Below are 26,735 nucleotides of genomic sequence, written 5' to 3' on the forward strand. Positions count from 1 at the left end.
GCCTCCGGTGTTCCACGCTATGACCGCATCCAACCACGGCGCCCCTTGAGCGCGCTTCTCGCGCCGACTTTCGCGTCTTGCACCGGTACTTTCGGGTCTTGGCCCGCCGGCGCGGGCCCGCTCCGCCCGAGAAGGGCGAGCACGCGCGGGTCGTACCCGGCCGCGCCGTCCGCCCGCAGCCGCTCGAGCGCGGCCCGGTGCGCCTCGGCCGGGCCCAGCCCGCCGCCGAGCGCGGCGGTCAGCAGTTCGTCGTGGGCGTTGGCCACCTTGATGATCCGGGCCGCCAGCGGCAGGCTGCGGTCCGGCCCGCCGTCCGGGCGACGGTACGGGTCGGCCAGCCGGGCCACCTGGCGGGAGACCTGCCGCGGCACGCCCGTCCGGCGGATCACCTCGCTGCCGAGCCGGGCGATCCGCTGCTGGGCGGGCAGCGCGAGGCTCGCGGTGGCGCCGCCGGGCACCGGCTCGACCAGCGAGAGCTGGCCGATGTCGTGCATCAGCGCCGCGTACTCGAGCAGGGCCAGCTCACGGGTGCCCAGGCCCAGCTCACGGCCCAGCTCACGCGCCGTGTCGGCGACCCTGCGCGCGTGGCCCACCGGGGTGTACCCGGCGATCTCGGTGGCCCGGGCCAGCGTCTCGATGGTCTGCCCGGTGGTCGCCCGCACGGCGGCGGCCCGCCGGAAGGAGGCCTGGACGAAGAGCAGCGGGGTGCAGAACAGCGGCAGCGCCCAGAGCCCGATCTCCCCGGCCAGCAGGCTGACCAGCATGCCGGTGGCGACCACCGCCGAGCCGATCCCGAGCAGGGAGCGCAGCTCGTCCTCCAGCGCGGCGGTGAACCGCAGCCCCGTCCGGCCCCGGTGCAGCACGGCCGCCAGCGTCGCGTCGCACAGTGCGGTCAGCCCGGCCACCACCGTCAGGTACACCCCGTACCCGGGCCCGCCGAGGGCGGCCCGGTCCAGCGCCCCGCTGTTGTACAGCGGCTGGAAGAGCGTCGCCGCGAAGGCGGCGCCGAGCAGCCGCCGGGCCAGCGTGTCCACCCAGACCTGCCCCGCCCCGGCGCCCACGGCCTGCCCGGGCCCGGCCGGCCTGGCCCGGCGGGTCGGCCGGAGGAGCCCGAGCCCGCGGAGTCCTCCCGCTCCGGCGGGCTTCCCCGCCACCCCGAGGCCCACCCCGAGGCCCGGCCCGGCGGCCGGCGCCGCCCGGCGGTGCCGCGGGCCGCCCGCCTCCCCCGCCGCCCCGGTCTCGCGATCGGTCCGGCCCCCCGGGCTCTCCTTCGGCCACCACGGCAGCCGGACGGAGCCGAGCAGGGTGCCCAGGCCCGCCACGGCGACCACCTGGAGCACGCCGTGACCGGTCGGCACCCCGCGCAGCGGGCCGAGCAGGGCGTAGGCGAGGGTGACCGCCGCGCCGATCGGGGCCTGGTCGCGGCCGCCGGGCAGGCGCACCCGGGCCAGCTCGCCCAGGGCGATGACCACCGCGAAGGCCACGGCCACCCGGGGCTCGTCGATCCCCGACCGCGCGAGGCCGAGCAGCGCGGCGAGCAGCAGCGCGCCGGCCCCCAGGTGCACCAGCCGGGCCCAGCTCACGGCGCCCCGCCCACCGGCCGCCGCGCGGGCTCCGGCACCCCCAGCGGAATGTCCGGCACCACGTCGTGGTCCGGCGGCGGCAGGGCCGGCCGCCAGCCGTGCTCGGCCACCGCGGCCACCAGCGCCCGCACCATCGCCGGGTCGAACTGGCTGCCCGCGCAGCGCTCCAGCTCCGCCACCGCCTCCGGCACCGGCCGCCCGCGCCGGTACGAGCGGGTGGAGGTCATCGAGTCGAAGGCGTCGGCCACCGAGATGATCCGGGCGAACTCCGGGATGCCCTCCCCCGCCAGCCCGGCGGGGTAGCCGCGCCCGTCCATCCGCTCGTGGTGGTGCAGGATGCCCGCCCGGGCCTCGCCCAGGAAGGTGATGTCGCGGACCAGCTCGTGCCCGAAGACGGGGTGCACCTCAACGGCCCGCCGCTCGGCCTCGCTGAGCGGACCGTTCCTTCTCAGCAGTTCGGTGGCCACCCCGAGCTTGCCCACGTCGTGCAGGGTGCCGGCGAAGTGCAGGGTGCGCACCCGCTCCTCGGCCATCCCCAGCTGACGCGCGATCAGCACCGCCGCCCGGCCGACCCGCTCGCTGTGGCCCCTGGTGTACGCGTCCTTGATCTCCACCGCCTGCACCAGCGCCTGCACGGCGGCCTGATGCGCCGTCCGCTCCCGGTGCCCCTCGGCGAAGACCCAGGCGGAGATCGACAGCGGCAGCAGCGCGAGCACCGCGGCGAACGCGCCGTACGGGCCCTGCCAGAGCACCGCCACCATCAGCCCGCCGGCGCCGTGCACCAGCACCGACAGCAGTCGCCCGGGCCGCCGGGCGGCCGAGCTGCAGGCCGGCTCGGCCAGGTGCCGCATCCCGGCCACCAGGGAGAGGTTGACCAGGCAGAACACCGCGACGGCGGCCAGCACCGGCAGCACCGCCCCGGGGAAGTGCGAGCCGAGCAGCAGCCGGGGCCCGCCGAGCAGCCGGAAGACCACGGCCGCGGTGAACGCCGCCAGCGCGAGCTGCGCCGCGTTCCAGCAGCGGCGCAGCTGCCGCCACCGCCGGTGCTCGTGCGCCGCCAGCGCGGCGGGCAGCGCGACCAGTGCGGCGGCGGCCGGCGGCAGCATCAGCACCCCGGCGAACAGCACCGGGAAGAAGGCCGAGGCCGGGCCGGGCACGGCCTCGGCCGTGGTCGGGCGGCGCAGCGCCCGGCGGACCAGCCGGAAGCAGGGGGTGGGCCGCCCCTGGGCGAGTGCGTCCCAGCAGGCGTGTAGGAAGGCCAGCAGGGCGACCTGCCGCCAGTCGACCGGCCCGGCCGTGCCCGGCAGCACGGCGGGGCTCAGCAGACAGAGCACGGCGGCGGCCAGCACGGCCGCCACGTACCGGACGGCCGCAGGCGGCAGTGCGACGTCCGGCAGCTCGGCTCCCGGCAGTGCCGCGCCCTCACCAGCGATCTCCGCCACCCCGCCACGACCCCAGTGCCCTCGGGGCACCTCACGGTGAGGGCCCGTCAGGAGAATAGGCCTCCACCCGGGGTGTGGGGCCGCTCCACGGGGATCGCCCTGGCCGACACCGCCTCAGCTCACCCGAACGAGTGAGATTAGGACGGGTGCACCCGACCCGGTCGAGCCCTACTCGGCAGCGGCGGCCGGGGCCGCGGCAGGAGCGGCGGACTCGGCCACCGTCACCGCCTCGGCCCGGCGCTGCGCCGAGCGGATCGAGTCGATCCGGGCCAGCACCTTGCCGCGCAGATCGGCCGGCGTGTCGTCACAGCCGCAGGAGCGCTTGATCAGCGCCTTGATCGCCTGTTCGAGACCGTACTTCTCCAGGCAGGGCGAGCACTCCTCGAAGTGCACGCGCAGCTTGACGCAGTCGCCCTCGTTCATCTCGTTGTCGAGGAATTCGTAGAGGTGGTCGAGCACCTCGCCACACTCGGTGTCGTGCGGATCGCCGCAGCTCATGAGCCCGCGCCCTTCGCTTCCTGCCCTGCCCCGCTACCAGCCGGGACGAGCCCGCGCTCACGGGCGTAATCCTCCAGCATGCCGCGCAGCTGCCGACGGCCACGGTGCAGCCGGGACATCACCGTACCGATGGGTGTACCCATGATGTCCGCGATCTCCTTGTACGCAAAGCCCTCTACGTCAGCAAGATAGACCGCGATCCGGAACTCCTCCGGGATCGCCTGGAGGGCGTCCTTCACATCACTGTCCGGCAGGTGGTCGAGCGCCTGGGCCTCGGCCGAACGCAGACCGGTCGACATGTGCGACTCGGCCCGGGCCAGCTGCCAGTCCTCGATCTCCTCGGCGGCCGTCCGCTGCGGCTCGCGCTGCTTCTTGCGGTACGAGTTGATGAAGGTGTTGGTGAGGATGCGGTACAGCCAGGCCTTGAGGTTCGTGCCCTCACGGAACTGGTGGAACGACGCATAGGCCTTGGCGAACGCCTCCTGCAGCAGGTCCTCGGCGTCCGCCGGGTTCCTGGTCATCCGCAGGGCGGCGGAGTACATCGGGTCGAGGTAGCCCAGGGCGTCGCGCTCGAAGCGCTCCCGCCGGGCCTCCTCGGTCTCCTGGGCCGACACCCGGAAGGTGTCCTCACCGATCGCCTCGGCCAGCTCCTCGCCCGTGAGCACCTCGCTCACCGGCAGAACCTCGCCAGACTCGGCATCGTGCTCGGTCCCGACGACCGGACCCACCTCCTCGGCATGGCGGCTGAAGCCCACGGCGGGCCCACCCGACAGCGAGGATATCGGGCTCACCGGCTTCTCGCCCGCGACCAACCAGTCGGACCAGACCGGCGCGACAGCGTCCGACGCCTCGCTCCTGGCCGTCCGCTCGGGGCACGCGATCGAACCCATCTGCCCTGCCTTTCCACCGGGACACCTACTGACGGTAGGTGTAAACCAGGCGCGCCCCGGCAACATTCCCGCCCACCGCGACCGTCCCCAACTCCCGTACGGCTCAGCCGAACAGCTCGCCCAACCAGTCGCCCGCCGTCCCGGTGATCAGCGCCATCGCCTCGGCCGGGGTGTACGGCGCGCGCTTGGGCACGGCGAAGGAGTGGTTCCCGTACGGCACGGCCACCAGCCGGTGCCGCTCGGGCAGCTCGGGGAACTCCTCGGGCGTACCGAAGGTGTCCGCCGCCCCCTGCAGCACCAGCGTGGGTCGGCCGGACTCCGTCAGCTCCTGGGCCCGGCTCCGCTCCGGCCGGCCCGGCGGGTGCAGCGGGAACGACAGCGCGAGCACCGCCGACGCGCCGGTTTGCACCGCCGTCCGGCAGGCCACCCGCGCCCCGGCACTGCGCCCGCCCACCACCAGCGGCAGCCCGTCCTTCGCCAGCTCCTCGAGCACCGGCAGCCACCCGGCATCCAGGGTCTTCGGCGCCGGCGCCACCTTCTTCCCGGCCACCCGCCACGGCTGTTCGATCAACACGACGCTGAACCCGACGGCAGGCAGCCCGGCGGCCAGCGCCTGCAGATCCGCCGCCTCGATCCCGCCGCCGGCCCCGTGCCCGAGCACCACGAGCGCCTTCGGCTGCTTCGCCGCGAAGCGAGTGACACGAGCCGTACCGACCGGGGTCTCCACCAGGGATTGCATACCGTCACTTTAGGCACTTCAGGGGTTGCACTATCAGGGGCGCGAGGAACTGCGCGACCAGCCACGTGCCGGCCCGCAGCCTCCCGCTTCGCGCAGTTCCTCGCGCCCCTGTTCTGGCTGACGCTTCAGAAAAGGCTCAGGTCTCCCGTGTCCACGGCCTCCGCCGCCAGGGGCCGCAGCAGCTCGGGGCCGTTGTTGCGGATGTTCCCGACCGCCGCCGCGACCGGTACGGCCTGCAGGGCTCCCGGCGGCGGGGGGACGAGCAGGCCCCGGAGCTCGTCCGGTTCGTTCAGTGCCGGGTCCAGCCAGGCGTCGAACGCGCCCTGGTCCAGGAACAGCGGCATCCGCTCGTGGATGGGGGCCAGCAGCGGCTCCGCCTCCGTGGTCACCACGGTGCAGGTCACCAGCCAGGCCTCCGGGTCGTCCCCCGGGCGGCTCCGGTCCCGCCAGAACTCGTACAGCCCCGCCAGGGCCAGCACTCCGCCGTCCGCCCGGCTCACGAAGTACGGCTGCTTGCGCGGCTTGCCCTTGACCGCCGGGACGGTCTGCCATTCGTAGTAGCCGTCGATCGGGATCAGGCAGCGCCGCGAGGCGAAGGCCTGCCGGTAGGCGGGCTTCTCGTGCACCGTGTCCGCCCGCGCATTGATCATCTTCACCGCAGTCTCGGCGGTGCGGGACCAGGCCGGCACCAGCCCCCACCGCAGCACGCGCAGCTGCCGCACCGGATCGACGGAACCCTTCGGCGCCCGGTCGAGGATCACGTACGCGGCATCCGTCGGTGCGACGTTCCAGCTCGGGGCGACGGTCTCCGTCGGGTCCCACTGCTCGACCCCGAAGATCTCGACCAGGTCCTCGGGCTTGGTGCTGGAAGCGAACCGACCACACATGCGGGCCAGCCTAGAGGGCGCATCGGCCGTCCGAGTGAGAACCGGCAGGTACCGCCGGACCGTCCTGGCATGGGAGGCTGCCGGATCGGCACACCCGCACAGGAGGCACCCGATGGACGTCACGGAGGTATGGCAGCGAGCAGTCGGCACCCAGCCCGACCCGCCGCGCTGGCTGGTCCTCGGCACCGCGGCGGTCGCGCTGGCCGCGATCCTGCCGCACCCGGTCTGGCGGCTCAGCCGCAACGTGGTGACCATCGCGCACGAGGGCGGCCACGGCCTCACCGCGCTGCTCACCGGCCGCCGCCTCTCCGGCATCCGGCTGCACTCCGACACCTCGGGCCTGACCGTCTCCTCCGGCAAGCCGCACGGCCTCGGCATGGTGCTCACCGCCGCCGCGGGCTACACCGCCCCGCCGCTGCTGGGGCTGGGCGGAGCCGCGCTGCTGTCCGCGCACCGGGTCACCGCGCTGCTCTGGATCTCGATCGTGCTGCTGGCCGGGCTGCTCGTGATGATCCGCAACGCCTTCGGGCTGCTCTCCGTGGTGGTGACCGGGGCCGTCTTCTTCCTGGTCTCCTGGTACGGCGGCGACCAGCTGCACGCGGCGTTCGCGTACCTCGGCATCTGGTTCCTGCTGCTGGCCGGGGTCCGGCCGGTGGTCGAGCTCCAGCACAAGCGCCGCCGCGGCGGCGCGCGGGACTCCGACGCCGACCAGCTGGCCCGCCTCACCGGGATCAGCGCCGTGCTCTGGGTGACCCTCTTCCTGGTGATCGCCCTCGCCTGCCTCCTCGCGGGCGGCAACTGGCTGTTGGGGTCTGTCTCATGACTCCCGCCAGGTCCGGCCCGCCCGGCACGCACTCTCGCCGCACGGCCGAAACGCCCAAGTAGCTCCGCTACGAGGGCGTTCCTGCCGCACGCCGACAGCACGCACCGAACGACCCGGCCTGATCCGACGCGAGTCATGAGACAGACCCCGATGCCCGCCCTGCGGTAGCCGGGCCCCGGAGCGTCCGCCCCTAGACTGAGGCCATGACTGAAGCCCTGTGGCCCGCTCCTGTCGCGACTTCCGCCGTCGACGCGACCGTCACCATCCCCGGTTCCAAGTCGGCGACCAACCGCGCGCTGGTGCTGGCCGCGCTGGCCGCCCGGCCGGGCTGGGTGCGCCGGCCGCTGCGCAGCCGGGACTCCCAGCTGATGGCGGACGGCCTGCGGGCGCTCGGCGTCAGCATCGAGGAGACGGTCAACTCCGACGCCGGCGGCACCGGCGGCGGCGAGGCCTGGCGGGTCATCCCCGGCCCGCTGCACGGCCCGGCCCAGGTGGACGTGGGCAACGCGGGCACGGTCATGCGCTTCCTGCCGCCGGTCGCCGCGCTGGCCGACGGCCCGGTCCACTTCGACGGCGACCCGCGCAGCTACGAGCGCCCCCAGCACGGCGTGATCAACGCCCTGCGCGCGCTCGGCGCCCGGATCGACGACGGCGGACGCGGCGGCTTCCCGCTCACCGTGCACGGCACCGGCAGCCTGGACGGCGGCCTGGTCGAGGTGGACGCCTCGTCCTCCTCCCAGTTCATCAGCGCCCTGCTGCTCTCCGGCCCGCGCTTCAACAACGGCGTGGAGATCCGCAACATCGGCGAGACCGTGCCCTCCCTGCCGCACATCCGGATGACGGTCGACATGCTCCGCAAGGCCGGCGCCCAGGTCGACGCGCCGGAGGACGGCGGCGAGAAGGACGTCTGGCGGGTCGCCCCCGGCGCCCTGATCGGCCGTGACCTGGTGGTCGAGCCGGACCTCTCCAACGCCGCGCCGTTCTTCGCCGCCGCGCTGGTCACCGGCGGCAAGGTGGTCGTCCGCGACTGGCCCAAGCACACCTACCAGCCGGGCGACCAGCTGCGGGAGATCTACACCGCGATGGGCGGGTCCTGCCGCTTCACGGACGAGGGCCTGGAGTTCACCGGCACGGGCAGGATCCAGGGCATCGAGGTCGATCTGCACGACGTCGGCGAGCTCACCCCGGTGATCGCCGCCGTGGCCGCGCTGGCCGACTCCGAGTCGCACCTGTACGGCATCGCCCACCTGCGCATGCACGAGACCGACCGCCTGGCCGCGCTGGCCAAGGAGATCAACGACCTCGGCGGCGACGTCAGCGAGACCGAGGACGGCCTGCGGATCCGCCCGCGCAAGCTGCACGGCGGTGTCTTCCACACCTACGAGGACCACCGGCTGGCCACCGCCGCCGCCGTCCTCGGCCTGGCGGTCGAGGGCGTCCAGGTGGAGAACGTCGCGACCACGGCCAAGACCCTGCCGGACTTCCCCGGGATGTGGGCCGACCTCCTCGGCCAGGTCTGATCGGGGGTACGAGCACCATGCGCCGCTACGGCAAGGACGCCGACGAGGACGACATCCGCAACCGCCCGGGCCGCAAGGGCTCCCGGCCCCGGACGCGGATCCGGCCCAAGCACGAGGACGCCGCTGACGCGATGATCCTCACCGTGGACCGGGGCCGGCTGACCTGCCTGGTCGACGCGGGCACCAGGACCGAACGCCAGGTCGTCGCCATGAAGGCCCGTGAGCTGGGCCGCAAGGGCGTGGTCGTCGGCGACCGGGTCAACGTGGTCGGCGATCTCTCCGGCGATCCGGACACCCTGGCCCGGATCGTCCGGGTCGAGGAGCGCAGCTCCGTCCTGCGGCGCACCGCGGACGACGACGACCCGTACGAGCGGATCGTGGTCGCCAACGCCCAGCAGCTGGCGATCGTCACCGCGCTGGCCGACCCCGAGCCCCGGCCCCGGCTGATCGACCGCTGCCTGGTGGCGGCGTACGACGCGGGCATGGAGCCGATCCTGGTGCTCACCAAAGCCGACCTCGCCCCGGCCGAGCCGCTGCTCGAGGCCTACGCCCCGCTCGGCATCCAGTACGTGGTGACGCGGCGGGACGAGCTGGAGACCACCGGCGCCGAGGCCGTCCGCGAGCACCTGCGCGGGCGCTCGACCGTCTTCATCGGGCACTCCGGCGTCGGGAAGACCACCCTGGTCAACGCACTGGTGCCGCTGCACCAGCGGACCACCGGGCACGTCAACGCGGTGACCGGCCGGGGGCGGCACACCACCGTCTCGGCCCTCGCGCTGCGGCTGCCCCCGCCGCCCGGGGTCAAGCCCGGCTCGAAGAAGGCGCTGGACCCGGGCTGGGTGATCGACACGCCCGGCTTCCGCTCCTTCGGCCTCTCGCACATCGACCCGTCCCGGGTGATCCTCGCCTTCCCCGACCTGGAGCCCGGCACCGTCGACTGCCCGCGCGCCTGCAGCCACGACGAGCCGGACTGCGCGCTGGACGCCTGGGTCACCGACGGCCACGCCGAGCAGGCCCGGCTCTACTCGCTGCGCCGCCTGCTCTCCTCCAAGGAGGCCCGCGAAGGCGACTGACGCCCGTTCGGCTCCGCTGGGAAGGTTCGGAGCCCGCCGCCCCGGCCAGAATAGGAAGATCGACGGATATGACGGTCGGACTGATCGGTCCGGCCCTTCCGGGGCAGGGAGTCAGCGCTGATGGCATGGGCGATGGTGATCCTGGCCGGTCTCCTGGAGACCGGCTTCGCGATCAACCTCAAGCTGAGTGACGGGTTCACCAAGCTCTGGCCGACCGTCGCGTTCGCCTGCTTCGCGCTCGGCAGCTTCGGCCTGCTCACCCTCTCGCTCAAGTCCCTGCCGGTCGGCAGCGCCTACGCGGTGTGGACCGGCATCGGCGCGGCCGGCACCGCCATCTACGGGATCATCTGGCTGAACGAGCCGAGCTCGGTGCTCAAGCTGGTCTCGATCAGCCTGGTGATCGCCGGAGTTGTCGGCCTGCAGCTCAGCGGTTCGGGACACTGAAGCGCTAGGGTTTCGGGCATGGCCGACTACCACGACGATCTCCGCCTCGCCCATGTCCTCGCCGACTCGGCCGACTCGATCACCATGGACCGTTTCAAGGCCCTGGACCTCAAGGTCGAGACCAAGCCCGACCTGACGCCCGTCAGCGACGCCGACAAGGCCGCCGAGGACCAGGTGCGCAGCGTGCTCCAGCGGGCCCGGCCGCGCGACGCGGTGTTCGGCGAGGAGTACGGCATGGTCGGCTCCGGCCCGCGCCGCTGGGTGATCGACCCGATCGACGGCACCAAGAACTACGTGCGCGGGGTGCCGGTCTGGGCCACCCTGATCGCGCTGCTCGAGGTCCAGCCGGACGGCACCGAGGAGCCGGTGGTCGGCATCGTCTCCGCCCCGGCGCTCAGCCGCCGCTGGTGGGCCGCCAAGGGCCTGGGCGCGTACGCCGGCCGCAGCCTGGCCAAGGCGCAGCGGATCTCGGTCTCCCAGGTGTCGAAGCTCTCCGACGCCTCGCTCTCCTACTCCTCCCTCTCCGGCTGGGAGGAGCGCGGCCGCCTGGACCACTTCCTGGACCTCACCCGGGCCTGCTGGCGCACCCGGGCCTACGGCGACTTCTGGTCCTACATGATGGTGGCCGAGGGCGCGGCGGACATCGCGGCCGAGCCGGAGCTCTCGCTGTGGGACATGGCGGCGCCCTGCATCGTGGTCCAGGAGGCGGGCGGCCGCTTCACCGGTCTGGACGGCATCGACGGCCCGAGCGGCGCGGAGGCGGTGGCCAGCAACGGCCTGCTGCACGCCGAGACGCTGCGGCGGCTGAGCGTCTGACCCCCCGTACGGGAATGGGCGCGGGCCCGGGTTCGGTGATCCGAACCCGGGCCCGCGGCTTTGGGGGTGCCGCCGCTTACTGCTTGCGCAGCTCGCGGACGGCCGACTCCAGGCGCTGGCCGTAGTCGGCGTCGGCCTGGCGGAAGTTGTCGATCGCACGCTCGACGATGTCCTCGCGGTCGGCCGAGACCTTGGCGATGAAGCCGGCCAGGTTGGCGATCAGGCGGGCCTTCTCGTCCTCGGAGAAGAGGCGGTAGAGGTTGCCGGCCTGGACGAAGTCGCTGTCCTCGGCGTGCGAGGGCGCGGCGTGGTTGCCACTCGCGCCGGCCACCGTCGGGACGGCGGCCCAGAGCGCACGGCCGGTCTCGACCGGGCCGCCGAAGGAGTTGGGCTCGTAGTTCTTCTGGCGGCCGTGGCGGCCGTCGTAGAGGTAGCCGTCCCGGCTGTTGGTCCGCGCCTCGGTGGCGTGCGGGCGGTTCACCGGCAGGTGGTCGGCGTTGATGCCGACGCGGTAGCGGTGGGCGTCCGCGTAGGCGAACAGGCGGCCCTGGAGCATCTTGTCCGGGGACGGGCCGATGCCGGGCACGAAGTGCGCCGGGGAGAAGATCGACTGCTCGACCTCGGCGAAGACGTTCTCCGGGTTGCGGTTGAGCTCCAGCTTGCCGATCTCGATCGGCGGGTAGTCCTCGTGCGGCCAGACCTTGGTCAGGTCGAACGGGTTGAAGCGGTAGTTCGCGGCGTCGGCGGCGGGCATGATCTGCACCTGCACCGTCCAGGACGGGAAGTCGCCGTTCTCGATCGACTCGCGCAGGTCGCGCTGGTGGCTGTCCGGGTCCTCACCGGCGAGCTTGGCGGCCTCGTCGGCGGTGAGGTTCTTGATGCCCTGGTCCGTCTTGAAGTGGTACTTCACCCAGAAGTACTCGCCGGCCTCGTTCTGCCACTGGTAGGTGTGCGAGCCGTAGCCGTTGAGGTGGCGGTAGGTGGCCGGGATGCCGCGGTCACCGAACAGCCAGGTCACCTGGTGGGTCGACTCGGGCGACAGGCCCCAGAAGTCCCAGACGTTGTCCGCCTCCTGCGAGCCGGTGTACGGGTCCCGCTTCTGGGTGTGGATGAAGTCGGGGAACTTGATGGCGTCCTTGATGAAGAACACCGGGGTGTTGTTGCCGACGAGGTCGTAGTTGCCCTCCTCGGTGTAGAACTTCAGCGCGAACCCGCGCGGGTCACGGACGGCGTCGGCGGAGCCGAGGTTGCCCGCGACGGTGGAGAAGCGGAGGAAGGTCTCGGTCTGCTTGCCGATCTCGCCGAGGAACTTCGCCCTGGTGTAGGGGGTGACGTCGGCGGTCACGGTGAAGGTGCCGTAGGCGGCCGCGCCGCGCGCGTGCACCACGCGCTCCGGGATGCGCTCCCGGTTGAAGTGCGCGAGCTTCTCGAACAGCAGCTGGTCCTGGATCAGCGCCGGGCCGCCTATGCCAGCCGTCTCCGTGTTCTGGTTGTCGGCGACGGGAGCACCGGCCTCGGTGGTGAGGGTGGGCCGCAGCTCTTCCTGGGCAGTCATAAGGGAGCACCTCCGCGATATCCGGTCGTGAGGACTCGATCCTATCTTGGACTTTGTCTAAGTCAACACTGACTCAAACTTGCGAAAGTTGCTAACCTGACTGCATGAGTGACCTGCTGGAACGCCTGCGCGGACGCGGCTGGCGGCTGACTTCGCAGCGAAGAGTCGTCGCCGAGGTCCTGGACGGGGACCACGTCCACCTGACCGCCGACGAGGTGCACGCCCGTGCCGCCGACCGGCTCCCCGAGATCAGCCGCGCCACGGTCTACAACACGCTCGGCGAACTGGTCTCCCTCGGCGAGGTCCTCGAGGTCTCCACCGACGGCCGCGCCAAGCGGTACGACCCCAACGCCCACCACGCCCACCAGCACCTCGTCTGCTCCGGCTGCGGCGCCATCCGCGACGTCCACCCCCAGGGTGATCCAGTCGCGGCCCTCCCCGCCACCGAGCGCTTCGGCTTCGTCATCTCCGGGGCGGAAGTTACCTACCGGGGCTTGTGCCCCGACTGCGCCTGACTGGGGCAGCGCTCCGGGGGCGCGGGGAACTGCGCGACCAGCCCGCTACGAAGGTGCACGGTTGCGCGCGCCGTTACCCGCGCCCCTGAAGTGGTTGCTCTAAGCGCTGAGCTCCGCGCTCAGGGCGCCCAGCAACCGCGAAGCCCGCTCCGCGACCTCCGCCGGCCCGTACTCGGTGGCCCGCTGGCACCAGCTCTCCGCCTGAACGGGCTCGCCGCGCCGCAGCGAGAGCAGCGCGAGCCGCAGCGCCGCCCGCCCGTGCCCGGCGTCCGCCGCCCGGGTGTACCAGAGCACCGCCTCGGTCTCGCTGTCCTGACGGGCCAACAGCAGCCCCAGGTTGAACGCGGCGCTGCGGCTCCCCGCCTCCGCCGCCCGCCGGTACCAGCTCTCCGCGATCTCCAGCGCCCCGCGCTCGGCGGCCCGTACGCCCATCCGCACCTGCGCCCGCCGATGCCCGGCATCGGCGGCGACGGCGTACCAGTGCTCCGCCTCCGCGTCGGCGTCCCCGCGCCGGTCGAGCAGGGAGGCCAGCCGGAACGCGCCCTCCGCCGAGCCGCCGGCCGCGGCCTGGCGGTAGCGGTCGAGGGCGGCGGACAGCTGCCCGCGCTGCTCCTGGGCGACGGCGAGCTGGAGCGCGGCCTCGCCGTGCCCCTCCGCGGCAGCGCGCGCGTACCACTCGTGCGCCTGCTGCTGCTCCCCGCGCCCGGCGTGCAGGACGCCCAGGTTGAAGGCGCCGTCCACGCTGCCGGACTCCGCGGCCTTGGAGAACCACGGCTCGGCGCCGGACTCGTCGCCGCGCTGCAGCAGCACCACGGCCAGCGCGTTGCACGCCTCCCGGTGCCCGGCGTAGGCCGCGCGCCGGTACCACTGCTCGGCCTGTGCCTCCCGGCCCAGGCCCGCGCAGAGCAGGCCGAGATTGAAGGCGCCGTTCTGGTCGCCCGCCTCCATGGCGACCCGGTACCACTGCTCGGCCTCGGCGGCCTCGCCCCGGCCGGCGTACAGCGCGCCGAGCGCGTTGGCGGCATTGCCGTCCCCGGCCTCGGCGGCCTCCTGCCACCACTCGGCGGCTGCGCTCTGCTCGCCCGCGTCGCGCAGCAGGAAGCCCAGCGCGCAGGCGGCCCGCGCCTCGCCGTTCTGGGCGGACTGCCGGTACCAGCGGGCGGCCTCGTCGTGGTCGCCGCGCTCCTCCAGGAGCACGCCGAGCCGCAGCGCCGCGCGGGCGTGGCTGCGCGCGGCGGCGGTGCGGTACCAGGTCTCGGCGGTCTCCTTGTCGCCCGCCGCCTCCCGCATCCGGGCGAGCCGGTACGCGGCCTCACGGTGCCCGGCGTCGGCGGCGGCACGGAACCAGCGCTCGGCCCGCACGTCGCGCCGGTGCTCCATCAGGTCGCCCAGCGCGTAGGCACCCAGCGGGTGGCCCTGCTCGGCGGCGAAGTGCAGCCAGTACTCGGCCGCCTCCTCCTCGCCCTGGTCCCGCAGTTGCAGACCGAGGGCGTGCGCGGCGGGCGCGCTCCCCGCGACGGCGGCCTGGCGCCACCACTGGGCCGCCTCCGCGCGGTGGCCGCGCTGGTGCAGCAGCACACCGAGGTTGTTCGCGGCGGCCCGCTGGCCGGCCGCGGCGGCGGCCCGCAGATACGGTTCCGCGTCCTCCAGCTCCCCCCGGCGCAGCAGCAGCGCGCCGAGCTGGCTGGCCGCGCCGGGGTCGCCCCCGTCGGCCGCCTCCCGGTGCCGGCTCTCCAGGGCGGCCTGCTCGCGGGCGGCCAGCGCCGTCTCGAAGCTGGCGCCGTCGAGATCGTCCAGCACGGAGTCGGTTTCGACCGGGCGTGCGGACGGGTAGGTGCCGACGGCGGCGGTGAAGTCACGGGTGGAGAGGTGGACGAGGCTGTCGGGGCCGTAACCGGACTCCGGCCGAGGGGCCGTCAGCGCACTGGTGCGCTGGGCGGGCAGGGCGCCACGGGTGTCATCGGGGCTCTGCGCCCAGGTGTCGGTGTCGTGCTCCGACCCGCCGTTGCCGGACACAGCGTCAGGCGCTTCGTGTACGGCCTGCTCGAGGGTGCTCGCGGCGGGCTTGGCACCCGGCCCGTTCCTGCCGATCAGCTTCACGCCGATTTCCCTCCCCCCGGAGTGCTGCGGCGGTCCTTCCCCGGCCGACGGCCCGTCATCGGCCGTCCGTCGTCCCCCGTGTGGTCCATCGTGGCATCACCCGCAACCCGCGTACACCTGCCCGGCCGATATTGGCGGGGTCGGCCGAAGCCCGGCGAGATTGCTTCGGCGCTTTGTCGATTTCCCGACACTTGGGCCTCACAAACCCCGGCAACAGGGTGCTGGTGTCGGCATCGTTGGCGACGGTCGATAGTACCGGAGCCCACCTGCGCGGATGCGCCACCGCACCGGAACGCGCCGGAGAACACCGAAGGCCCGGAGAGTGAATCTCCGGGCCTTCGGTTCAGAGTAGCGGGGACAGGATTTGAACCTGCGACCTCTGGGTTATGAGCCCAGCGAGCTACCGAGCTGCTCCACCCCGCGTCGTTGTGCCTCAACCGTAGCACGGACGCGGAGTGGATCAGAAATCAGTAACCGATCACGGGGACGGGGACGGCGACGGCGAGGCCGACGGGGAGGCACCCGGCGCCTGCGCGGCGGCCGCCGCGTTGAGCGCGTCCTGCAGCGCCTTCTGCGCCACGCCGTACGCCGCCCAGTCGCCGTTCTTCAGGGCGGTCTGCCCGTCGGTGAAGGCCTTCTGGGCGTCCTGCAGCGCCTTCTGCAGCGCGGGGCCGGCCGGCGTGCCCGTGGTGGGCGGGGTCGGCGTGGTGCCGGGGGTGGTGGGCGTGGTCGGGGCCGTCGGGGTGGTGCCCGCGGTGGCGGCGCCGAAGACCTTCTTCAGCGCGTCCTCCAGGGTGTTCTCGAAGGCCACGTTGTCCTTGCCGTACACCGCCAGCACCTTCTGCAGCACCGGGTACTTCGCGGTCCGCCCGCGCACGTACACCGGCTCGACGTTGAGCAGGCCGCCACCGACCGGGAGGGTCAGCAGGTTGCCGTACTCGACGTCCGAGTCGCCGCCGTTCTTGAGGATGTTCAGCTGGCGGGCCACCTCCGGGTCCGAGTTGAACTTCGCCTGCGCGAGGTTCGGCCCCAGCGTGCCGGTGTCACCGGGCACCTTGAGGATCCGGATCTTCCCGTAGTCCGGGCCCGGGTCGGCGCTGACCGCCATGAAGGCCGCCAGGTTGTCCCGCTTGCTCGGCACGAAGGAGGTGGTCAGCGAGAAGCTGGCCGTCGGCGCGTCGGGCATCCGGACCGTCAGGTAGTACGGCGGCTGCACCTCGTTGGTGCTGGTGGTCGGGTCGGCCGGGACCTGCCAGATGTCGGTGCCGTTGAAGAAGGCGTTGGCATCGGTCATGTGGTACTGCGCCAGCAGGTCGCGCTGCACCTTGAACAGGTCCTGCGGGTACCGCAGGTGCGGCATCAGCGTGGCCGGGATGGCGCTCTTGGGCTCGACCGTGCCGGGGAAGGCCTTCATCCAGGTCTTCAGCACCGGGTCGCTCTCGTCCCACTGGTAGAGCGTCACCTCGCCGGTGTACGCGTCGACCGTCGCCTTCACCGAGTTGCGGATGTAGTTCACCTTGTTGGCGGCGGTCAGGGTCTCGCCGCGCGCCCCGGTGAGCGAGTCCTTGGTGACGTCGCCCAGCGTGGTCTTGGAGGAGAACGGGAAGCCGTCCGAGGTGGTGTAGCCGTCCAGGACCCAGACCAGCCTGCCGTTCTCCACCACCGGGTACGGGTCGGCGTCGATCGAGAGCCAGGGCGCGACCTTCTCCACCCGCTCCTTGGGCGTCCGGTCGAAAATGATCTTCGAGCCGCTCGCGATCGCCCCGGAGTAGAGGATCTGCGGCTCGGCGTACTTCACCGCGAAGGCCGCCCGGGTGAGCGGGTTGTCCAGCGAGACGCCGCTGCCGCCGGTGTACTGGTAGGTCTTGTCACCGCCGGCGTCGGAGGTGTAGTCGATCTCCTGGTTGGTGCCGCCGACGATCGAGTAGTCCGGGCTCTTCTCGCCGTAGTAGACCCGCTGCTGGTAGTCGCCCAGCGCGCCCGTGGTGGGCAGGCCCGACTCGGTGAAGACCGGCTGGCCCTGGCCGTTGACCTGGTTGCCCTTGGCCGCGACGACGCCGTAGCCGTGGGTGTACTTGAAGTGGTCGTTGATCCAGTTCCGCTGCTGCACCCCCTTGAGGTCCAGCTCGCGCACCCCGATCACGGTGTCCTGCGCGTCCATGCCCGTCCCGTACCGGTCGACGTTCAGCGTCTGCGGGAAGGCGTAGTACGAGCGCTGCTGCTCGATCTGCTGGAAGGCCGGCGAGACCACGTTCGGGTCGAGCAGCCGGATGTCCTTGATGGTCTGCGCGTCCGGCTTGAGCGCGTCCTGGGTGGTCGAGTCCTTCGGCGTGTACGCCTGGCTCTGACTGTCCGCGATCCCGTACGCCTGGCGCGTCGCGTCGATGTTCTTCTGGATGTACGGGGTCTCCTTGGCCTGCTCGTTCGGCTTGACCTGGAACTGCTGCACCAGCGCCGGGTAGACCCCGCCGATCAGCACCGCCGAGAGCGCCATCAGCCCGAAGCCGATCAGCGCCGGGGCCCAGGTGCGGCGCACCGGGGTCAGGAAGAACAGCACCGCGCAGATGATCGCGACGAAGAACAGGATGGTCTTCGCGGGCAGGAAGGCGTTCGCGTCCACGTACCGAAGGCCGGTCCAGCTGTCCACGCCCTTGTACGAGCCGGACTTCACCGCCAGGCCGTACCGGTCCAGCCAGTACGCCACCGCCTTGAGCAGCACGAACACGCCGAGCAGCACCGCAAGGTGCCCCTGCGCCCCGGCGCTGGCGCGCCGGCCGGGGCCCTGCAGCCGCAGGCCGCCGTACAGGTAGTGCACCAGCACGGCCGCCAGCACCGAGACGATCACGGCGCTGAACGCGAAGCCGAGCAGGAACTCGTACCAGGGCAGCGAGAAGGCGTAGAAGGAGACGTCCAGGTGGAACTGACTGTCCTTCTCGCCGAAGGAGACCTGGTTGGTCCAGAGCATCCAGGTGCGCCACTGGCCGGAGGCCGCGGCGCCCGAGATCAGGCCGACCACCAGCGAGACGCCGATCAGGAGCCAGCGCTTGTACGGCGCGATGCCCATCCGGTAGCGGTCCAGGCTCTGCTGCTCGACCGACATCGCCGACAGCGGCGGGCGCAGCCGGTGGGCGAGCCAGATGTTGGCGCCGACCACCACGGTCATCAGCAGGCCGAAGACGGCGAACAGGCCGACCTTCGTCCACAGCTGGGAGCTGAACACCGAGGCGTAGTGCACGGACCTGAACCACAGCCAGTCCGTCCACACCCCGGAGAACATGACGAACAGCAGGAAGAGAGCCGCCAGCACACCCACCGTCAGCATCAGCACCCGCGCCCGCCGCGAGGGCGGACCCACTCTGCCTCGGAACCCCGGGCTGGGGCGGTCCGGCATCTGGAATACCAAGGTGGCACCTCTGCTGTTGTGTCGTGGTGAGTGGTCGGGGCAGTCCTCAGTGCAACTTAATCGGTGTTCGCCCGAGTTCCCACGGTTTACGGACGACTGCGGTGCGCGGATCGCCCGGGTGCCCGCGCGTGTGAGGATTGGGTCATGTCCGATGCACCGAACACCGTCGGCGGCGGTTCGCTCCCGCCCGCCGCGTCCCCGCTGACCCGCGCCGCGCTGGAGATCGACGAGTACGCCTCCAGCCTCGGCTGGGACATGCCGGCCCGGCTCTTCGCCCTGGTCGACAGCGAGCAGCTGCGGCGAAGCGACCCCCAGCTCGCCAAGAAGCTCGGCCTGACCGAGGGCGAGCCCGGCCTGACCCCGATCGAGCAGGACGAGCTGCCGGCCGGGATGGAGCTCGACAAGTTCCTCGGCACCATCGCCTGGCCCGACATGATCGCCGGCTGCGCGCTCGTCGTCGAGCGCCTGATGCTCCCGCCGGGCGCCGAGCAGTCCCGCCCGAAGAACGCGAGCGAGGCCCAGCTCGCCGAGTGGGTCGCGAACCACCCCGCCCGCGAGGAGGTCCGCATCACCGCCGCCGTCCTGCGCGGCGGCGCCAAGGAGACCGCCCTGCGCCTGCGCTCCAAGGACATCGCCCGCGAGGTCCTCACCGGCCCGGACCTGGTGCCCGGTCTGACCGAGGCTCTCTTGGCAACGTTCGCCTGAGTTGCACTGCCCAGGGGCGCGAGGCGCCCCTGGGTACTGCCTACTTGCTGCAGGACGGCAGGTTGTCCGTCTTGCCGGCGCGGATCTGCGTCAGGGCGTCGAGCGCGTCACTCAGCTTCTCGACCTTGATCAGCTGCAGGCCGTCCGGGGTGGCCTTGGCGGCCTGGGTGCAGTTGTCCGCCGGGGTGAAGAAGTACTGGGCGCCCTTGTCGCGGGCCGCGATCAGCTTCATCGCGATCCCGCCGATCGGCCCGACCGAGCCGTCGTCGTCCATCGTCCCCGTCCCGGCGACGAACTTGCCGCCGGTCAGGTCGGTGGGCGTGAGCTTGTCGATGATGCCCAGCGAGAACATCAGCCCGGCACTCGGCCCGCCGACGTCCTGCAGACCGATGTCGATCTGGAACGGGAAGGTGTGCGTCACGCCCGGCGTGATCCCCACGATCGCCCGGTCCTCGTCCGGCGCCTTGGCCGTCACCACCGGGACGGTGGACTCGTCGGCCGCCGACGGGTTCGGGCTGTCCTTGCCGTGCGGCACCACGGTGAACTTCACCGTCTCACCGGGCTTGTGCTTGCTGACCAGCTTGGCCACCTGGTCCTTCTGGGTGACCAAGGTGCCGTCGATCGCCACGATCTGGTCCCCCGCGTGCAGCTTGCCCTCCGAGGGCCCGCCCGCGATCACCGACTGCACGACCACCTCGGTACCGAAGGGGATGCCCAGCTGGGAGAGCGCCGCGGTCTTGGCACTGTCCTCGGAGTTGGCGAACTCCTCCGCGTTCTGCTGCTGCGCCTGCTGGTCGGTCTGCCCCTGCGGGTACAGGTTGTCGTGCGGCACCACCAGCACGTCGCTGCGCAGCCACCCCACCACCGCCGAGACCAGGCTCGGCTCGTACTTGGCCCCGGTCACCTGCACGGTGGTCATGTTCAGGTGCCCGCTGGTCGGGTACGTCTGGTGTCCGGAGATGCTGATCACCGGCTTGCCGTCGGTGTCCTGCGTCCCGAGCGTGTTGTACGTCGGGCCGGGACTCATCTCGGAGTACGGCACCTTGAGCAGCACCGAGACACAGAGCAGTGCTATGAGCGTCAGCGTGGCGGCGAGCATCGTCGCAGAGCGGCGTGGCATGGCTCGACAGTACGGGACGACCGCTACCCGGCGCCGCCCGGGCCCGGTGTCCGTCTCACCGGGGACCGCCGCCCTCGCCGACGCCCGCACCGGTCCTCGTGCTCCGCTCCATGGCGGCCAGGAAGCGCTGGTGCTCGGCCAGCGAGGCGGGGTCCCCGGTGGACCGGGGGGTGCGTGCCGCCCAGCCGGCCCACACCATGGCGAGCACTGCGGCAATGACGGGGATGATCAACCAGGCGAGCGCAGCCATGTGTCCGTACTCCCAGCTCGTCGTGTCTATGAGCAGATTAACCACCCGCACGCAGAACGGTCGCGGCGCCATCCGGGTTACGGCCCCGGGGAGGTGCTCACCTGCAGGGAGTACCGGTGCGGCCGGCGGCCGCCACCCGGGTGATCAGCACTCGCCGGCGCCGACCCACTCCTCCTCGCCGTTGCTGAACACCTGGTGCTTCCAGATCGGCACCTCGTGCTTGAGGTCGTCGATCAGCCGCCGCGCCGCGGCGAAGGCCTCGCCCCGGTGCGCGCAGGAGACCGCGACGATGACGGCCTTGTCGGTGATCTCCAGGCGGCCGATCCGGTGCACGGCGGCCAGCGCCTTGACCGGGAAGTCCGCGCAGATCTTCTCGGCGATCCGCCGCATCTCCTGCTCGGCCGTCGGGTGCGCGCTGTACTCCAGCGCGGCGACCGACTTGCCGCCGTCGTGGTCACGCACGGTGCCGACGAAGACGGTGGTGCCGCCCGCGGCGTCGTGGCCCACCGCTTCGTAGACCTCGTCCAGCGAGAGCGGGGTCTCGCGGATCGCGAGCAGACGGATGGGGTCGTGGTTCTCGGACATGCTCACCATTTTTCCTCAACACAGCCGGTCAGGAGCAATAGCCTTCCGCATCACGATTGAAAACTTTCACGATGCGATAAATCCAGGTCAGAACCGGCGCTGCTTCCGCGCCCGCCGCACCAGCGCCGCCGTACCGATCAGCGCCACCGTCGCGCCCGCCGCGCCCAGGCTGGTCGCCGCCTCCTTGCCGCCCAGGCGCCGTCCGGCCACCGCGTGCTTGCCCGAGACCTGCTCGAGCAGCTCGCCGAGCACCTGCTCGTTGGTCCGCGAGGGCCGCCAGCCGGCCTCGTGCAGCCGGCTGCCGGAGACCACCCAGGGGTACATGGTGTACGCCAGGTCGCCCGCCGGGGCCGGGGTGAGGCCGAGCCGGTGCAGCCGGGCCGCGGTGCCGAGCGCGAGCGAGGCGGGCAGCTCCATCCGCCGGATGCCGGAGAGCGCCTCGACGTCCTCCTGCTCCAGCCAGCCGTCGCAGCCGACGGTCACCTCGCCCTCGACCAGCCCGAGCGCCGCGTACTCCAGGGCCGAGGCCAGGTCGTCCAGGTGGCAGAACTGCCAGCAGGGCCGGGAGCCGGCCACCACGAGCAGCCGGGGCGCCTCGAAGTGCCTGGTCAGCACGGTGTCCACGCCCGGGCCGACCACCACGGCCGGCCGCAGCACGGTGACCTGCAGCCCGGGGTGGGCGCGCGGCGCGCGGCGGGCCAGCCGCTCGATCTCGAGCAGGTCGCCGACCAGCGAGGCCTCCTCGGTGGCCCGCAGCTCGGCGTCCTCCGCGAGCGGCACCTCGTTGTCGGCCAGCGCGCCATAGACCATCGCCGAGGTGCACAGCACCACCCGGCTCACCCCGGCCGCCGCACCGGCGGTCAGCACCGTCTGCGCGCCCCGGACGTTGTACGCGCTCCGGGCGCGCGGATCGCTCTCCATGCCCAGGTCCATCGCCAGGTGCACCACGACGTCCACCCCGGCGAGGCGCTCGGCCACCGCCGGATCCCGGACGTCGAGCACCCGCCACTGCGCCCCCGGCACCTCGCCCCGGCGGTCGTCGAGGGCCAGCACCTTGCGCACTCCCGGCGAGGCCACCAGCCGCGCCGCGACCCGCTCACCGAGCGGCCCGGCGGCCCCCGTGACGGCCACGGTGAGCGGCTTGCCGCCGTAGGCTGGAGACGGCGAACCCGCGGCAGCAGGGGCGTCCTCACCTCCGGTCAGCCCAGAGCGAACGTCCGAAGGCGGGGAACTCACCGGCCATCCTCCACGGTTAGCTTATGTGCGTACGTACGAGTGTCACGTACCGACCATCCTGCCCGAGGCGCGGGCCCCGTGGTGCACCCGGCGCGAGCCGGACCGCTCACACTCCGCCGCCGAGAGCCCGCCGTACCCCCGCCACTCCCCCGCGTGACGGCCGACAGATCGAGGACCCCGTGAGCGACGACCTCCCCTTCGGATTCGGCGTTCCGCCGGAGGAGCCCGACGAGAACAAGGCCAAGAAGAAGGGCGACGAGGGCTCCGAGCCCACCCCGCAGCAGCCCTTCGGCTTCGGCGCCGGGAACCCCTTCGGCGCGCTCTTCGGCATGGGCGGCGCGCCCGGCGGCCCGGGCGGGGACAACCCCTTCGGCGCGATGCTCGGCGGGCTCAACCCCAACGACCTGGGCGCCGCCTTCCAGCAGCTCGGCCAGATGCTCTCCTTCGACGGCGGCCCGGTGAACTGGGACCTCGCCAAGGACATCGCCCGGCAGACCGTGGTCGCCGAGCAGCCCGAGGGGCGGGCCAAGGACCGCTCGGTCAGCGACACCGAGCGCTCCGCGGTGGCAGAGGCCGTCCGCCTCGCCGACCTCTGGCTGGACTCCGTCACCGAGTTCCCCTCCGGCGCGGGCACCGCCGTCGCCTGGAGCCGGGCCGAGTGGGTCGAGGCGACCCTGCCGGTCTGGAAGGACTTGGTCGACCCCGTCGCCGAGCGGGTCGGCAACGCCATGGGCGGGGTGCTGCCCGAGGAGATGCAGGCCATGGCCGGGCCGCTGATGGGCGTGATGCGCTCGATGGGCGGCGCGATGTTCGGCACCCAGATCGGCCAGGCGCTCGGAGCGCTGGCCGCCGAGGTGGTCGGCTCCACCGACGTCGGCCTGCCGCTCGCCCCGGCCGGCAAGGCCGCTCTACTGCCGCAGAACGTGGCCGAGTTCGGCGAGGGCCTGAGCGTCCCGGCCGAGGAGGTCCGGCTCTACCTGGCCCTGCGCGAGGCCGCCCACCAGCGCCTGTTCGCCCACGTGCCGTGGCTGCGGGCCCACCTGTTCGGCGCCGTCGAGGCCTACGCCCGCGGCATCAAGGTCGACACCACCCGGATGGAGGAGCTGGTCGGCCAGCTCGACCCGGCCAACCCCGAGGCGCTCCAGGAGGCCCTCGCGGGCGGCCTGCTCCAGCCCGAGGACACGCCCGCCCAGAAGGCCGCGCTGGCCCGCCTGGAGACGGCGCTCGCGCTGGTCGAAGGCTGGGTCGACGCCGTGGTCCACGCCGCCGCCGAACCGCACCTGCCGCAGGCCGAAGCGCTGCGCGAGACGGTCCGCCGCCGCCGGGCCGCCGGCGGCCCGGCCGAGCAGACCTTCGCCACCCTGGTCGGCCTCGAGCTGCGGCCGCGCCGCCTGCGCGACGCCTCCCGGCTCTGGGCCTCGCTGGCCGACGCCCGGGGCGTCGAGGGCCGCGACGCCCTCTGGGAGCACCCCGACATGCTGCCCACCGCCACCGACCTGGACGACCCGGACGGCTTCGTGCACCGCTCGCCCGACGCGGAGCTGGAGGGCGGCATCGACTTCGACGCCTTCGACAAGCTGCTCGGCGACGCCGCGGCCGGCAAGACCGACCCGGCACGGGACGAGAACGACGACAAGGACAACCCGAAGGCATGAGCGCCACCCTGCACAGCGACGCCGTCCGGGCCCTCACGGCCTGGACGGCCTACGACGGCGACCAGACCGAGCTGCGGGCCGACTACCTCGCCCACCTCGCCGCCGAGCCCGAGGGCCTCTACCGCTCCTGCCTGCCAGCCCACATCACCGCCAGCGCGCTGGTGGTCGACCCGGCGGCCGGGCGGGTGCTGCTCACCCTCCACCCCAAGGTCGGCCAGTGGCTGCAGATGGGCGGCCACTGCGAGCCGGGGGACTCCTCGCTCGCCGCCGCCGCGCTGCGGGAGGCCATCGAGGAGTCCGGCATCGCGGGCCTGCGCCTGCTGACCGGGCCCGACGGGCAGCCGGTGCCGGTCAAGCTCGACCGCCACCGAGTCCGCTGCACGGGCAAGGACCGGCCGGAGAACACCCACCTCGACGTCCAGTACGTCGCACTGGCCCCGGCGGGCGCGCAGGAGCTGATCAGCGAGGAGTCGCTGGACCTGCGCTGGTTCGAGTACGGGCACCTGCCGGAGCTGACCGACACCTCGGTGCGCGTGCTGACCGCCCTCGCGGAGAAGCTGACCGCCTAGAGGGCGTGTCTTTCGGGTCGCGTCGGCTGTGACATCGGCGGCTGGCGCCGCGGGGCGGGCGTCGCCCGGTGACGCGCGGGCGGCGCCGACGCGGGGGCACCTCCCGGCCGAAGGCTGGGGGCAAGTCCATGCGGAGCATCGGCGACCGAGGAGAAGCCGGCGGAGGGCCCCTCCTGCCCGATGGCGGGCAAGGAGGGCGCGTGCCCCGGCGGCGACCGCCCGGCGTGATCCGGAAGACACGCCCTGGGCTACTGCTCGCGGGCGCCGGGGATGTGCGGGAGGCGGGCCGCCGAGGCCACGCCGTCCAGGTAGCCCCGGGCCCGCTCGGTGCGCGGGTACGCCTCGAGCAGGGCCCAGAACGCCGGGCCGTGGTCCGGCACCAGCAGGTGCGCCAGCTCGTGCAGCAGCACGTAGTCGACCACGTACTCGGGCATGCCCTGGAGGCGGTGCGAGAGGCGGATCGTGCCCTCGCTGGGGGTGCAGGAGCCCCAGCGGGAGTTCTGGTTGGTCACCCAGCGGACGTGCCCGGCGACGGCCCGGCCGCCCAGGTACTCCTGGGACAGCTCGCGGGCCCGGGCCACCAGGGCTTCGTCCCCCAGCACCCGGCGGCTCTCCTTGGCCGCCAGCCGCTCCAGCATCCGCGCCACCCAGCGCTGCTCCTCGGCGGCGGACATCCGCGCCGGGATCAGCACGATCGTCCGGTCACCCTCGCGGTAGGCGGAGACGGTACGGCTGCGGCGGGCGCTGCGGCGGACCTCCACCGGGCCCAGCGGCCGCTGCTCCGGCGCCTCGGTGGGCGCCGCCTCGGTGGAGCGCGCTCGACTGCTCGGCGTCACGACCCCTGACCCGGAAGCTGCCCGGGCACGCTGGCGCGACGCCGACCGATGGGAGTCCGGTTCGGCTGCCATGTCAAAGGACGTTACCTGCTGACTCCGACAGAAGGCCGCTGCCGTGGCCGAACTCTCACCGCTCTCCACCTGAACATCCGTCTCCGCCGCCCCTCCGGTTGTCCACAGCCCGCGCCGTCCGACCATCCGCTCATCACACCGAGCCTGTGGACAGCGCCGCACGTCAGCGCCCCGATCTCGGGCATGCTTCCCCCACCAGCACCCCTGCTGCGCAGGACACCGTGGAGGTCATCGTGCGCCCGACGCTCAAGCCCGCCCTCTCCCGGGTCTGGCGGGACCAGGACACCCTGCAGTTCGGCACGCTCCGCCACCACGCCCGGGTGGTGGACGAGGTGAGCAGACCGGTCGCCGCCTTCCTAGACCTGCTCGACGGCACCCGGGAGCGGCCCGCCCTGCTGGCCGCCGGCGAGCGGCTCGGCCTCGGCGCGGCGCTCGCCGAGGAGCTGCTCGGCTCGCTCGAGCAGGGCGGGCTGCTGGACGACACCGCCGCCACCACCGAGGCACTCGCCCAGCACTCCCGGGCCCGGCAGGAGCTGCTCGCCCCCGACCTGGCCTCGCTCTCCCTGGTGCACCCCGGGCCGGGTGGGGCCGCGGCCGTGCTCGGCGCCCGGGCCCGGGCGCGGGTGGAGATCCGGGGCGCGGGGCGGATCGGCGTGGCCATCGGCACCGCGCTGGCCGCCGGTGGCATCGGCGCCGTCGAGCTGCTCGACCAGGGCCGGGTCACGGCGGCGGACTGCTCGCCCGGCGGGCTCGCCCCCGGCGAGATCGGGCGGCTGCGCACCACGGCCGCCCGGGAGGCCGTGCAGCGCGCCGTCGGTGCCCCGCCCACCGAGCGGCCCCGCCGCCCCGGCCCCGGCGGACCACCCGCCCTGGTGGTGCTGGCCCCGCGCGACGGCAGCGCCGCCTTCACCGGGCTCGCCGCCGAGTCCCAGCGGCTGATGCGGGCCGGGATCCCGCACCTGTACGTGGGCGTCCTGGAGCACCTCGGCGTGGTCGGCCCGCTCGTCCTGCCGGGCGTCTCCGCCTGCGGCAGCTGCGCCACCCTCACCCGCCGCGACGAGGACGACTGCTGGCCCCGCCTGCTCGCCCAGCTCGCCCCCGGCGCCGCCGGCCGCCCCCGCACCCCCGCCTGTGACAGCGCCCTGGCCACCACCGTCGCCGGCCTCGCCGCCCTCCACGCCGGGCTCCACCTCGACGGCGTCCGGCCGCCCAGCGTGGACGGCTGGTGCGAGGTGTCGGCCGCCGACGGCATGACCCGAAGGCTCCGCCTCCGGGTCCACCCCGACTGCGGCTGCACCTGGTGACGCAGCCCCTGCGGGGCAGCACCCCCCGGGAGTTGCGGCCTCCCGTTCGACGTATCCTGTCGGGCCCGCGCAGCGAGGCGGCACAATGGCTAGTGACCACGATCCGCTAGGAGGC

Annotated in this window: 24 protein-coding genes and 1 tRNA gene; 10 read left to right on the plus strand and 15 right to left on the minus strand. The window is 73.1% G+C overall.

What is annotated here, in order from left to right; genetic code table 11:
* Positions 1 to 17: 17 nt before the first annotated feature.
* The 6 genes from ABT095_RS02100 to ABT095_RS02125 form a co-directional block, all read right to left on the minus strand.
* A complete protein-coding gene (locus tag ABT095_RS02100) occupies positions 18 to 1,583 on the minus strand; it encodes an HD domain-containing protein (RefSeq protein WP_350527315.1) in 1,566 nt (521 codons plus the stop codon).
* Complete coding sequence (locus tag ABT095_RS02105) at positions 1,580 to 3,025, minus strand: HD-GYP domain-containing protein (protein WP_350527316.1); 1,446 nt, start codon at positions 3,023 to 3,025, stop codon at positions 1,580 to 1,582. The genes ABT095_RS02100 and ABT095_RS02105 overlap by 4 nt, the downstream gene beginning before the upstream one ends.
* Before the next feature lie 168 nt (positions 3,026 to 3,193).
* Positions 3,194 to 3,523, minus strand: a complete 330-nt coding sequence (rsrA, locus tag ABT095_RS02110) for a mycothiol system anti-sigma-R factor (protein WP_350527317.1) — start codon at positions 3,521 to 3,523, stop codon at positions 3,194 to 3,196.
* Positions 3,520 to 4,251, minus strand: a complete 732-nt coding sequence (locus ABT095_RS02115; protein ID WP_502884808.1) for a sigma-70 family RNA polymerase sigma factor — start codon at positions 4,249 to 4,251, stop codon at positions 3,520 to 3,522. The genes rsrA and ABT095_RS02115 overlap by 4 nt, the downstream gene beginning before the upstream one ends.
* Positions 4,252 to 4,516: 265 nt before the next feature.
* Positions 4,517 to 5,152 (minus strand): alpha/beta hydrolase family protein, encoded by a 636-nt coding sequence (locus ABT095_RS02120; RefSeq protein ID WP_350527318.1) that lies wholly within the window; start codon positions 5,150 to 5,152, stop codon positions 4,517 to 4,519.
* A 125-nt stretch (positions 5,153 to 5,277) separates the two neighbouring features.
* Entirely contained in the window at positions 5,278 to 6,039 is a 762-nt protein-coding gene (locus ABT095_RS02125) for an SOS response-associated peptidase (protein ID WP_350527319.1), read from the minus strand.
* Between the two features lie 112 nt (positions 6,040 to 6,151).
* Here ABT095_RS02125 and ABT095_RS02130 point away from each other — a divergent pair, with 112 nt between their 5' ends.
* The 5 genes from ABT095_RS02130 (at position 6,152) to hisN (ending at position 10,715) form a co-directional block, all read left to right on the plus strand.
* A complete protein-coding gene (locus ABT095_RS02130) occupies positions 6,152 to 6,862 on the plus strand; it encodes a M50 family metallopeptidase (protein WP_350527320.1) in 711 nt (236 codons plus the stop codon).
* A 203-nt stretch (positions 6,863 to 7,065) separates the two neighbouring features.
* On the plus strand, positions 7,066 to 8,382 hold the full coding sequence (gene aroA, locus ABT095_RS02135) for a 3-phosphoshikimate 1-carboxyvinyltransferase (RefSeq protein ID WP_350527321.1): 1,317 nt from the start codon (positions 7,066 to 7,068) through the stop codon (positions 8,380 to 8,382).
* Between the two features lie 17 nt (positions 8,383 to 8,399).
* Positions 8,400 to 9,455: a ribosome small subunit-dependent GTPase A gene (rsgA, locus tag ABT095_RS02140; protein WP_350527322.1), complete on the plus strand. Its 1,056-nt coding sequence runs from the start codon at positions 8,400 to 8,402 to the stop codon at positions 9,453 to 9,455.
* A gap of 120 nt (positions 9,456 to 9,575) precedes the next feature.
* Complete coding sequence (locus ABT095_RS02145; protein ID WP_350527323.1) at positions 9,576 to 9,899, plus strand: DMT family transporter; 324 nt, start codon at positions 9,576 to 9,578, stop codon at positions 9,897 to 9,899.
* An 18-nt stretch (positions 9,900 to 9,917) separates the two neighbouring features.
* Complete coding sequence (gene hisN, locus ABT095_RS02150; RefSeq protein WP_350527324.1) at positions 9,918 to 10,715, plus strand: histidinol-phosphatase; 798 nt, start codon at positions 9,918 to 9,920, stop codon at positions 10,713 to 10,715.
* 76 nt (positions 10,716 to 10,791) lie between these two features.
* On the opposite strand, the gene ABT095_RS02155 is transcribed toward hisN, so the two are convergent.
* Positions 10,792 to 12,270: a catalase gene (locus tag ABT095_RS02155; RefSeq protein ID WP_350527325.1), complete on the minus strand. Its 1,479-nt coding sequence runs from the start codon at positions 12,268 to 12,270 to the stop codon at positions 10,792 to 10,794.
* A gap of 104 nt (positions 12,271 to 12,374) precedes the next feature.
* Here ABT095_RS02155 and ABT095_RS02160 point away from each other — a divergent pair, with 104 nt between their 5' ends.
* On the plus strand, positions 12,375 to 12,785 hold the full coding sequence (locus ABT095_RS02160; RefSeq protein WP_350527326.1) for a Fur family transcriptional regulator: 411 nt from the start codon (positions 12,375 to 12,377) through the stop codon (positions 12,783 to 12,785).
* 99 nt (positions 12,786 to 12,884) lie between these two features.
* Here ABT095_RS02160 and ABT095_RS02165 read toward each other — a convergent pair whose 3' ends face one another.
* The 3 genes from ABT095_RS02165 to ABT095_RS02175 form a co-directional block, all read right to left on the minus strand.
* Positions 12,885 to 14,585, minus strand: a complete 1,701-nt coding sequence (locus tag ABT095_RS02165) for a tetratricopeptide repeat protein (protein ID WP_502884809.1) — start codon at positions 14,583 to 14,585, stop codon at positions 12,885 to 12,887.
* A 649-nt stretch (positions 14,586 to 15,234) separates the two neighbouring features.
* Positions 15,235 to 15,308, minus strand: a tRNA-Met gene (locus tag ABT095_RS02170).
* Positions 15,309 to 15,363: 55 nt separating this feature from the next.
* Complete coding sequence (locus ABT095_RS02175) at positions 15,364 to 18,276, minus strand: UPF0182 family membrane protein (RefSeq protein WP_350527327.1); 2,913 nt, start codon at positions 18,274 to 18,276, stop codon at positions 15,364 to 15,366.
* Between the two features lie 156 nt (positions 18,277 to 18,432).
* On the opposite strand from ABT095_RS02175, the gene ABT095_RS02180 reads away from it, so the two are divergent.
* A complete protein-coding gene (locus ABT095_RS02180; protein WP_350527328.1) occupies positions 18,433 to 18,993 on the plus strand; it encodes a PPA1309 family protein in 561 nt (186 codons plus the stop codon).
* 40 nt (positions 18,994 to 19,033) lie between these two features.
* Here the strand turns inward: ABT095_RS02180 and ABT095_RS02185 are convergent, their stop codons facing one another.
* The 4 genes from ABT095_RS02185 to ABT095_RS02200 all read right to left on the minus strand — a co-directional run bounded on the left by ABT095_RS02185 (position 19,034) and on the right by ABT095_RS02200 (position 22,184).
* On the minus strand, positions 19,034 to 20,113 hold the full coding sequence (locus ABT095_RS02185) for a YlbL family protein (RefSeq protein ID WP_350527329.1): 1,080 nt from the start codon (positions 20,111 to 20,113) through the stop codon (positions 19,034 to 19,036).
* A gap of 55 nt (positions 20,114 to 20,168) precedes the next feature.
* Complete coding sequence (locus ABT095_RS02190; RefSeq protein ID WP_350527330.1) at positions 20,169 to 20,363, minus strand: hypothetical protein; 195 nt, start codon at positions 20,361 to 20,363, stop codon at positions 20,169 to 20,171.
* A 144-nt stretch (positions 20,364 to 20,507) separates the two neighbouring features.
* Positions 20,508 to 20,948, minus strand: a complete 441-nt coding sequence (locus ABT095_RS02195) for a molybdenum cofactor biosynthesis protein MoaE (RefSeq protein WP_350527331.1) — start codon at positions 20,946 to 20,948, stop codon at positions 20,508 to 20,510.
* A gap of 87 nt (positions 20,949 to 21,035) precedes the next feature.
* Positions 21,036 to 22,184: an NAD-dependent epimerase/dehydratase family protein gene (locus ABT095_RS02200; protein WP_502884792.1), complete on the minus strand. Its 1,149-nt coding sequence runs from the start codon at positions 22,182 to 22,184 to the stop codon at positions 21,036 to 21,038.
* A 179-nt stretch (positions 22,185 to 22,363) separates the two neighbouring features.
* Between ABT095_RS02200 and ABT095_RS02205 the strand changes: the two genes are divergently transcribed.
* Together ABT095_RS02205 and ABT095_RS02210 are read left to right on the plus strand one after the other, a co-directional pair.
* Entirely contained in the window at positions 22,364 to 23,839 is a 1,476-nt protein-coding gene (locus tag ABT095_RS02205) for a zinc-dependent metalloprotease (protein ID WP_350527333.1), read from the plus strand.
* Positions 23,836 to 24,408, plus strand: a complete 573-nt coding sequence (locus ABT095_RS02210; RefSeq protein ID WP_350527334.1) for an NUDIX hydrolase — start codon at positions 23,836 to 23,838, stop codon at positions 24,406 to 24,408. Before ABT095_RS02205 ends, ABT095_RS02210 begins: the two co-directional genes overlap by 4 nt.
* Before the next feature lie 248 nt (positions 24,409 to 24,656).
* Here the strand turns inward: ABT095_RS02210 and ABT095_RS02215 are convergent, their stop codons facing one another.
* The gene (locus ABT095_RS02215; RefSeq protein WP_350527335.1) at positions 24,657 to 25,316 is read right to left on the minus strand and encodes a M48 metallopeptidase family protein; all 660 of its coding nucleotides are present in this window, start codon (positions 25,314 to 25,316) and stop codon (positions 24,657 to 24,659) included.
* Between the two features lie 233 nt (positions 25,317 to 25,549).
* On the opposite strand from ABT095_RS02215, the gene ABT095_RS02220 reads away from it, so the two are divergent.
* Positions 25,550 to 26,620, plus strand: a complete 1,071-nt coding sequence (locus ABT095_RS02220) for a ThiF family adenylyltransferase (RefSeq protein WP_350527336.1) — start codon at positions 25,550 to 25,552, stop codon at positions 26,618 to 26,620.
* The last annotated feature ends 115 nt before the right edge of the window (positions 26,621 to 26,735 follow it).

It is taken from the genome of Kitasatospora sp. NPDC002227, assembly GCF_040296285.1.
GTDB lineage: Bacteria > Actinomycetota > Actinomycetes > Streptomycetales > Streptomycetaceae > Kitasatospora.

What these genes read in the sequence shown, in the direction of transcription:
- rsgA (WP_350527322.1), top strand. Translation starts at nt 8,400, where the DNA reads ATGCGCCGCTACGGCAAGGACGCCGACGAGGACGACATCCGCAACCGC.
- ABT095_RS02210 (WP_350527334.1), top strand. Translation starts at nt 23,836, where the DNA reads ATGAGCGCCACCCTGCACAGCGACGCCGTCCGGGCCCTCACGGCCTGG.
- ABT095_RS02180 (WP_350527328.1), top strand. Translation starts at nt 18,433, where the DNA reads ATGTCCGATGCACCGAACACCGTCGGCGGCGGTTCGCTCCCGCCCGCC.
- aroA (WP_350527321.1), top strand. Translation starts at nt 7,066, where the DNA reads ATGACTGAAGCCCTGTGGCCCGCTCCTGTCGCGACTTCCGCCGTCGAC.
- ABT095_RS02185 (WP_350527329.1), bottom strand. Translation starts at nt 20,113, where the DNA reads ATGCCACGCCGCTCTGCGACGATGCTCGCCGCCACGCTGACGCTCATA.
- ABT095_RS02190 (WP_350527330.1), bottom strand. Translation starts at nt 20,363, where the DNA reads ATGGCTGCGCTCGCCTGGTTGATCATCCCCGTCATTGCCGCAGTGCTC.
- ABT095_RS02175 (WP_350527327.1), bottom strand. Translation starts at nt 18,276, where the DNA reads ATGCCGGACCGCCCCAGCCCGGGGTTCCGAGGCAGAGTGGGTCCGCCC.
- ABT095_RS02120 (WP_350527318.1), bottom strand. Translation starts at nt 5,152, where the DNA reads ATGCAATCCCTGGTGGAGACCCCGGTCGGTACGGCTCGTGTCACTCGC.
- ABT095_RS02130 (WP_350527320.1), top strand. Translation starts at nt 6,152, where the DNA reads ATGGACGTCACGGAGGTATGGCAGCGAGCAGTCGGCACCCAGCCCGAC.
- ABT095_RS02160 (WP_350527326.1), top strand. Translation starts at nt 12,375, where the DNA reads ATGAGTGACCTGCTGGAACGCCTGCGCGGACGCGGCTGGCGGCTGACT.
- ABT095_RS02125 (WP_350527319.1), bottom strand. Translation starts at nt 6,039, where the DNA reads ATGTGTGGTCGGTTCGCTTCCAGCACCAAGCCCGAGGACCTGGTCGAG.
- rsrA (WP_350527317.1), bottom strand. Translation starts at nt 3,523, where the DNA reads ATGAGCTGCGGCGATCCGCACGACACCGAGTGTGGCGAGGTGCTCGAC.
- hisN (WP_350527324.1), top strand. Translation starts at nt 9,918, where the DNA reads ATGGCCGACTACCACGACGATCTCCGCCTCGCCCATGTCCTCGCCGAC.
- ABT095_RS02155 (WP_350527325.1), bottom strand. Translation starts at nt 12,270, where the DNA reads ATGACTGCCCAGGAAGAGCTGCGGCCCACCCTCACCACCGAGGCCGGT.
- ABT095_RS02195 (WP_350527331.1), bottom strand. Translation starts at nt 20,948, where the DNA reads ATGTCCGAGAACCACGACCCCATCCGTCTGCTCGCGATCCGCGAGACC.
- ABT095_RS02145 (WP_350527323.1), top strand. Translation starts at nt 9,576, where the DNA reads ATGGCATGGGCGATGGTGATCCTGGCCGGTCTCCTGGAGACCGGCTTC.
- ABT095_RS02215 (WP_350527335.1), bottom strand. Translation starts at nt 25,316, where the DNA reads ATGGCAGCCGAACCGGACTCCCATCGGTCGGCGTCGCGCCAGCGTGCC.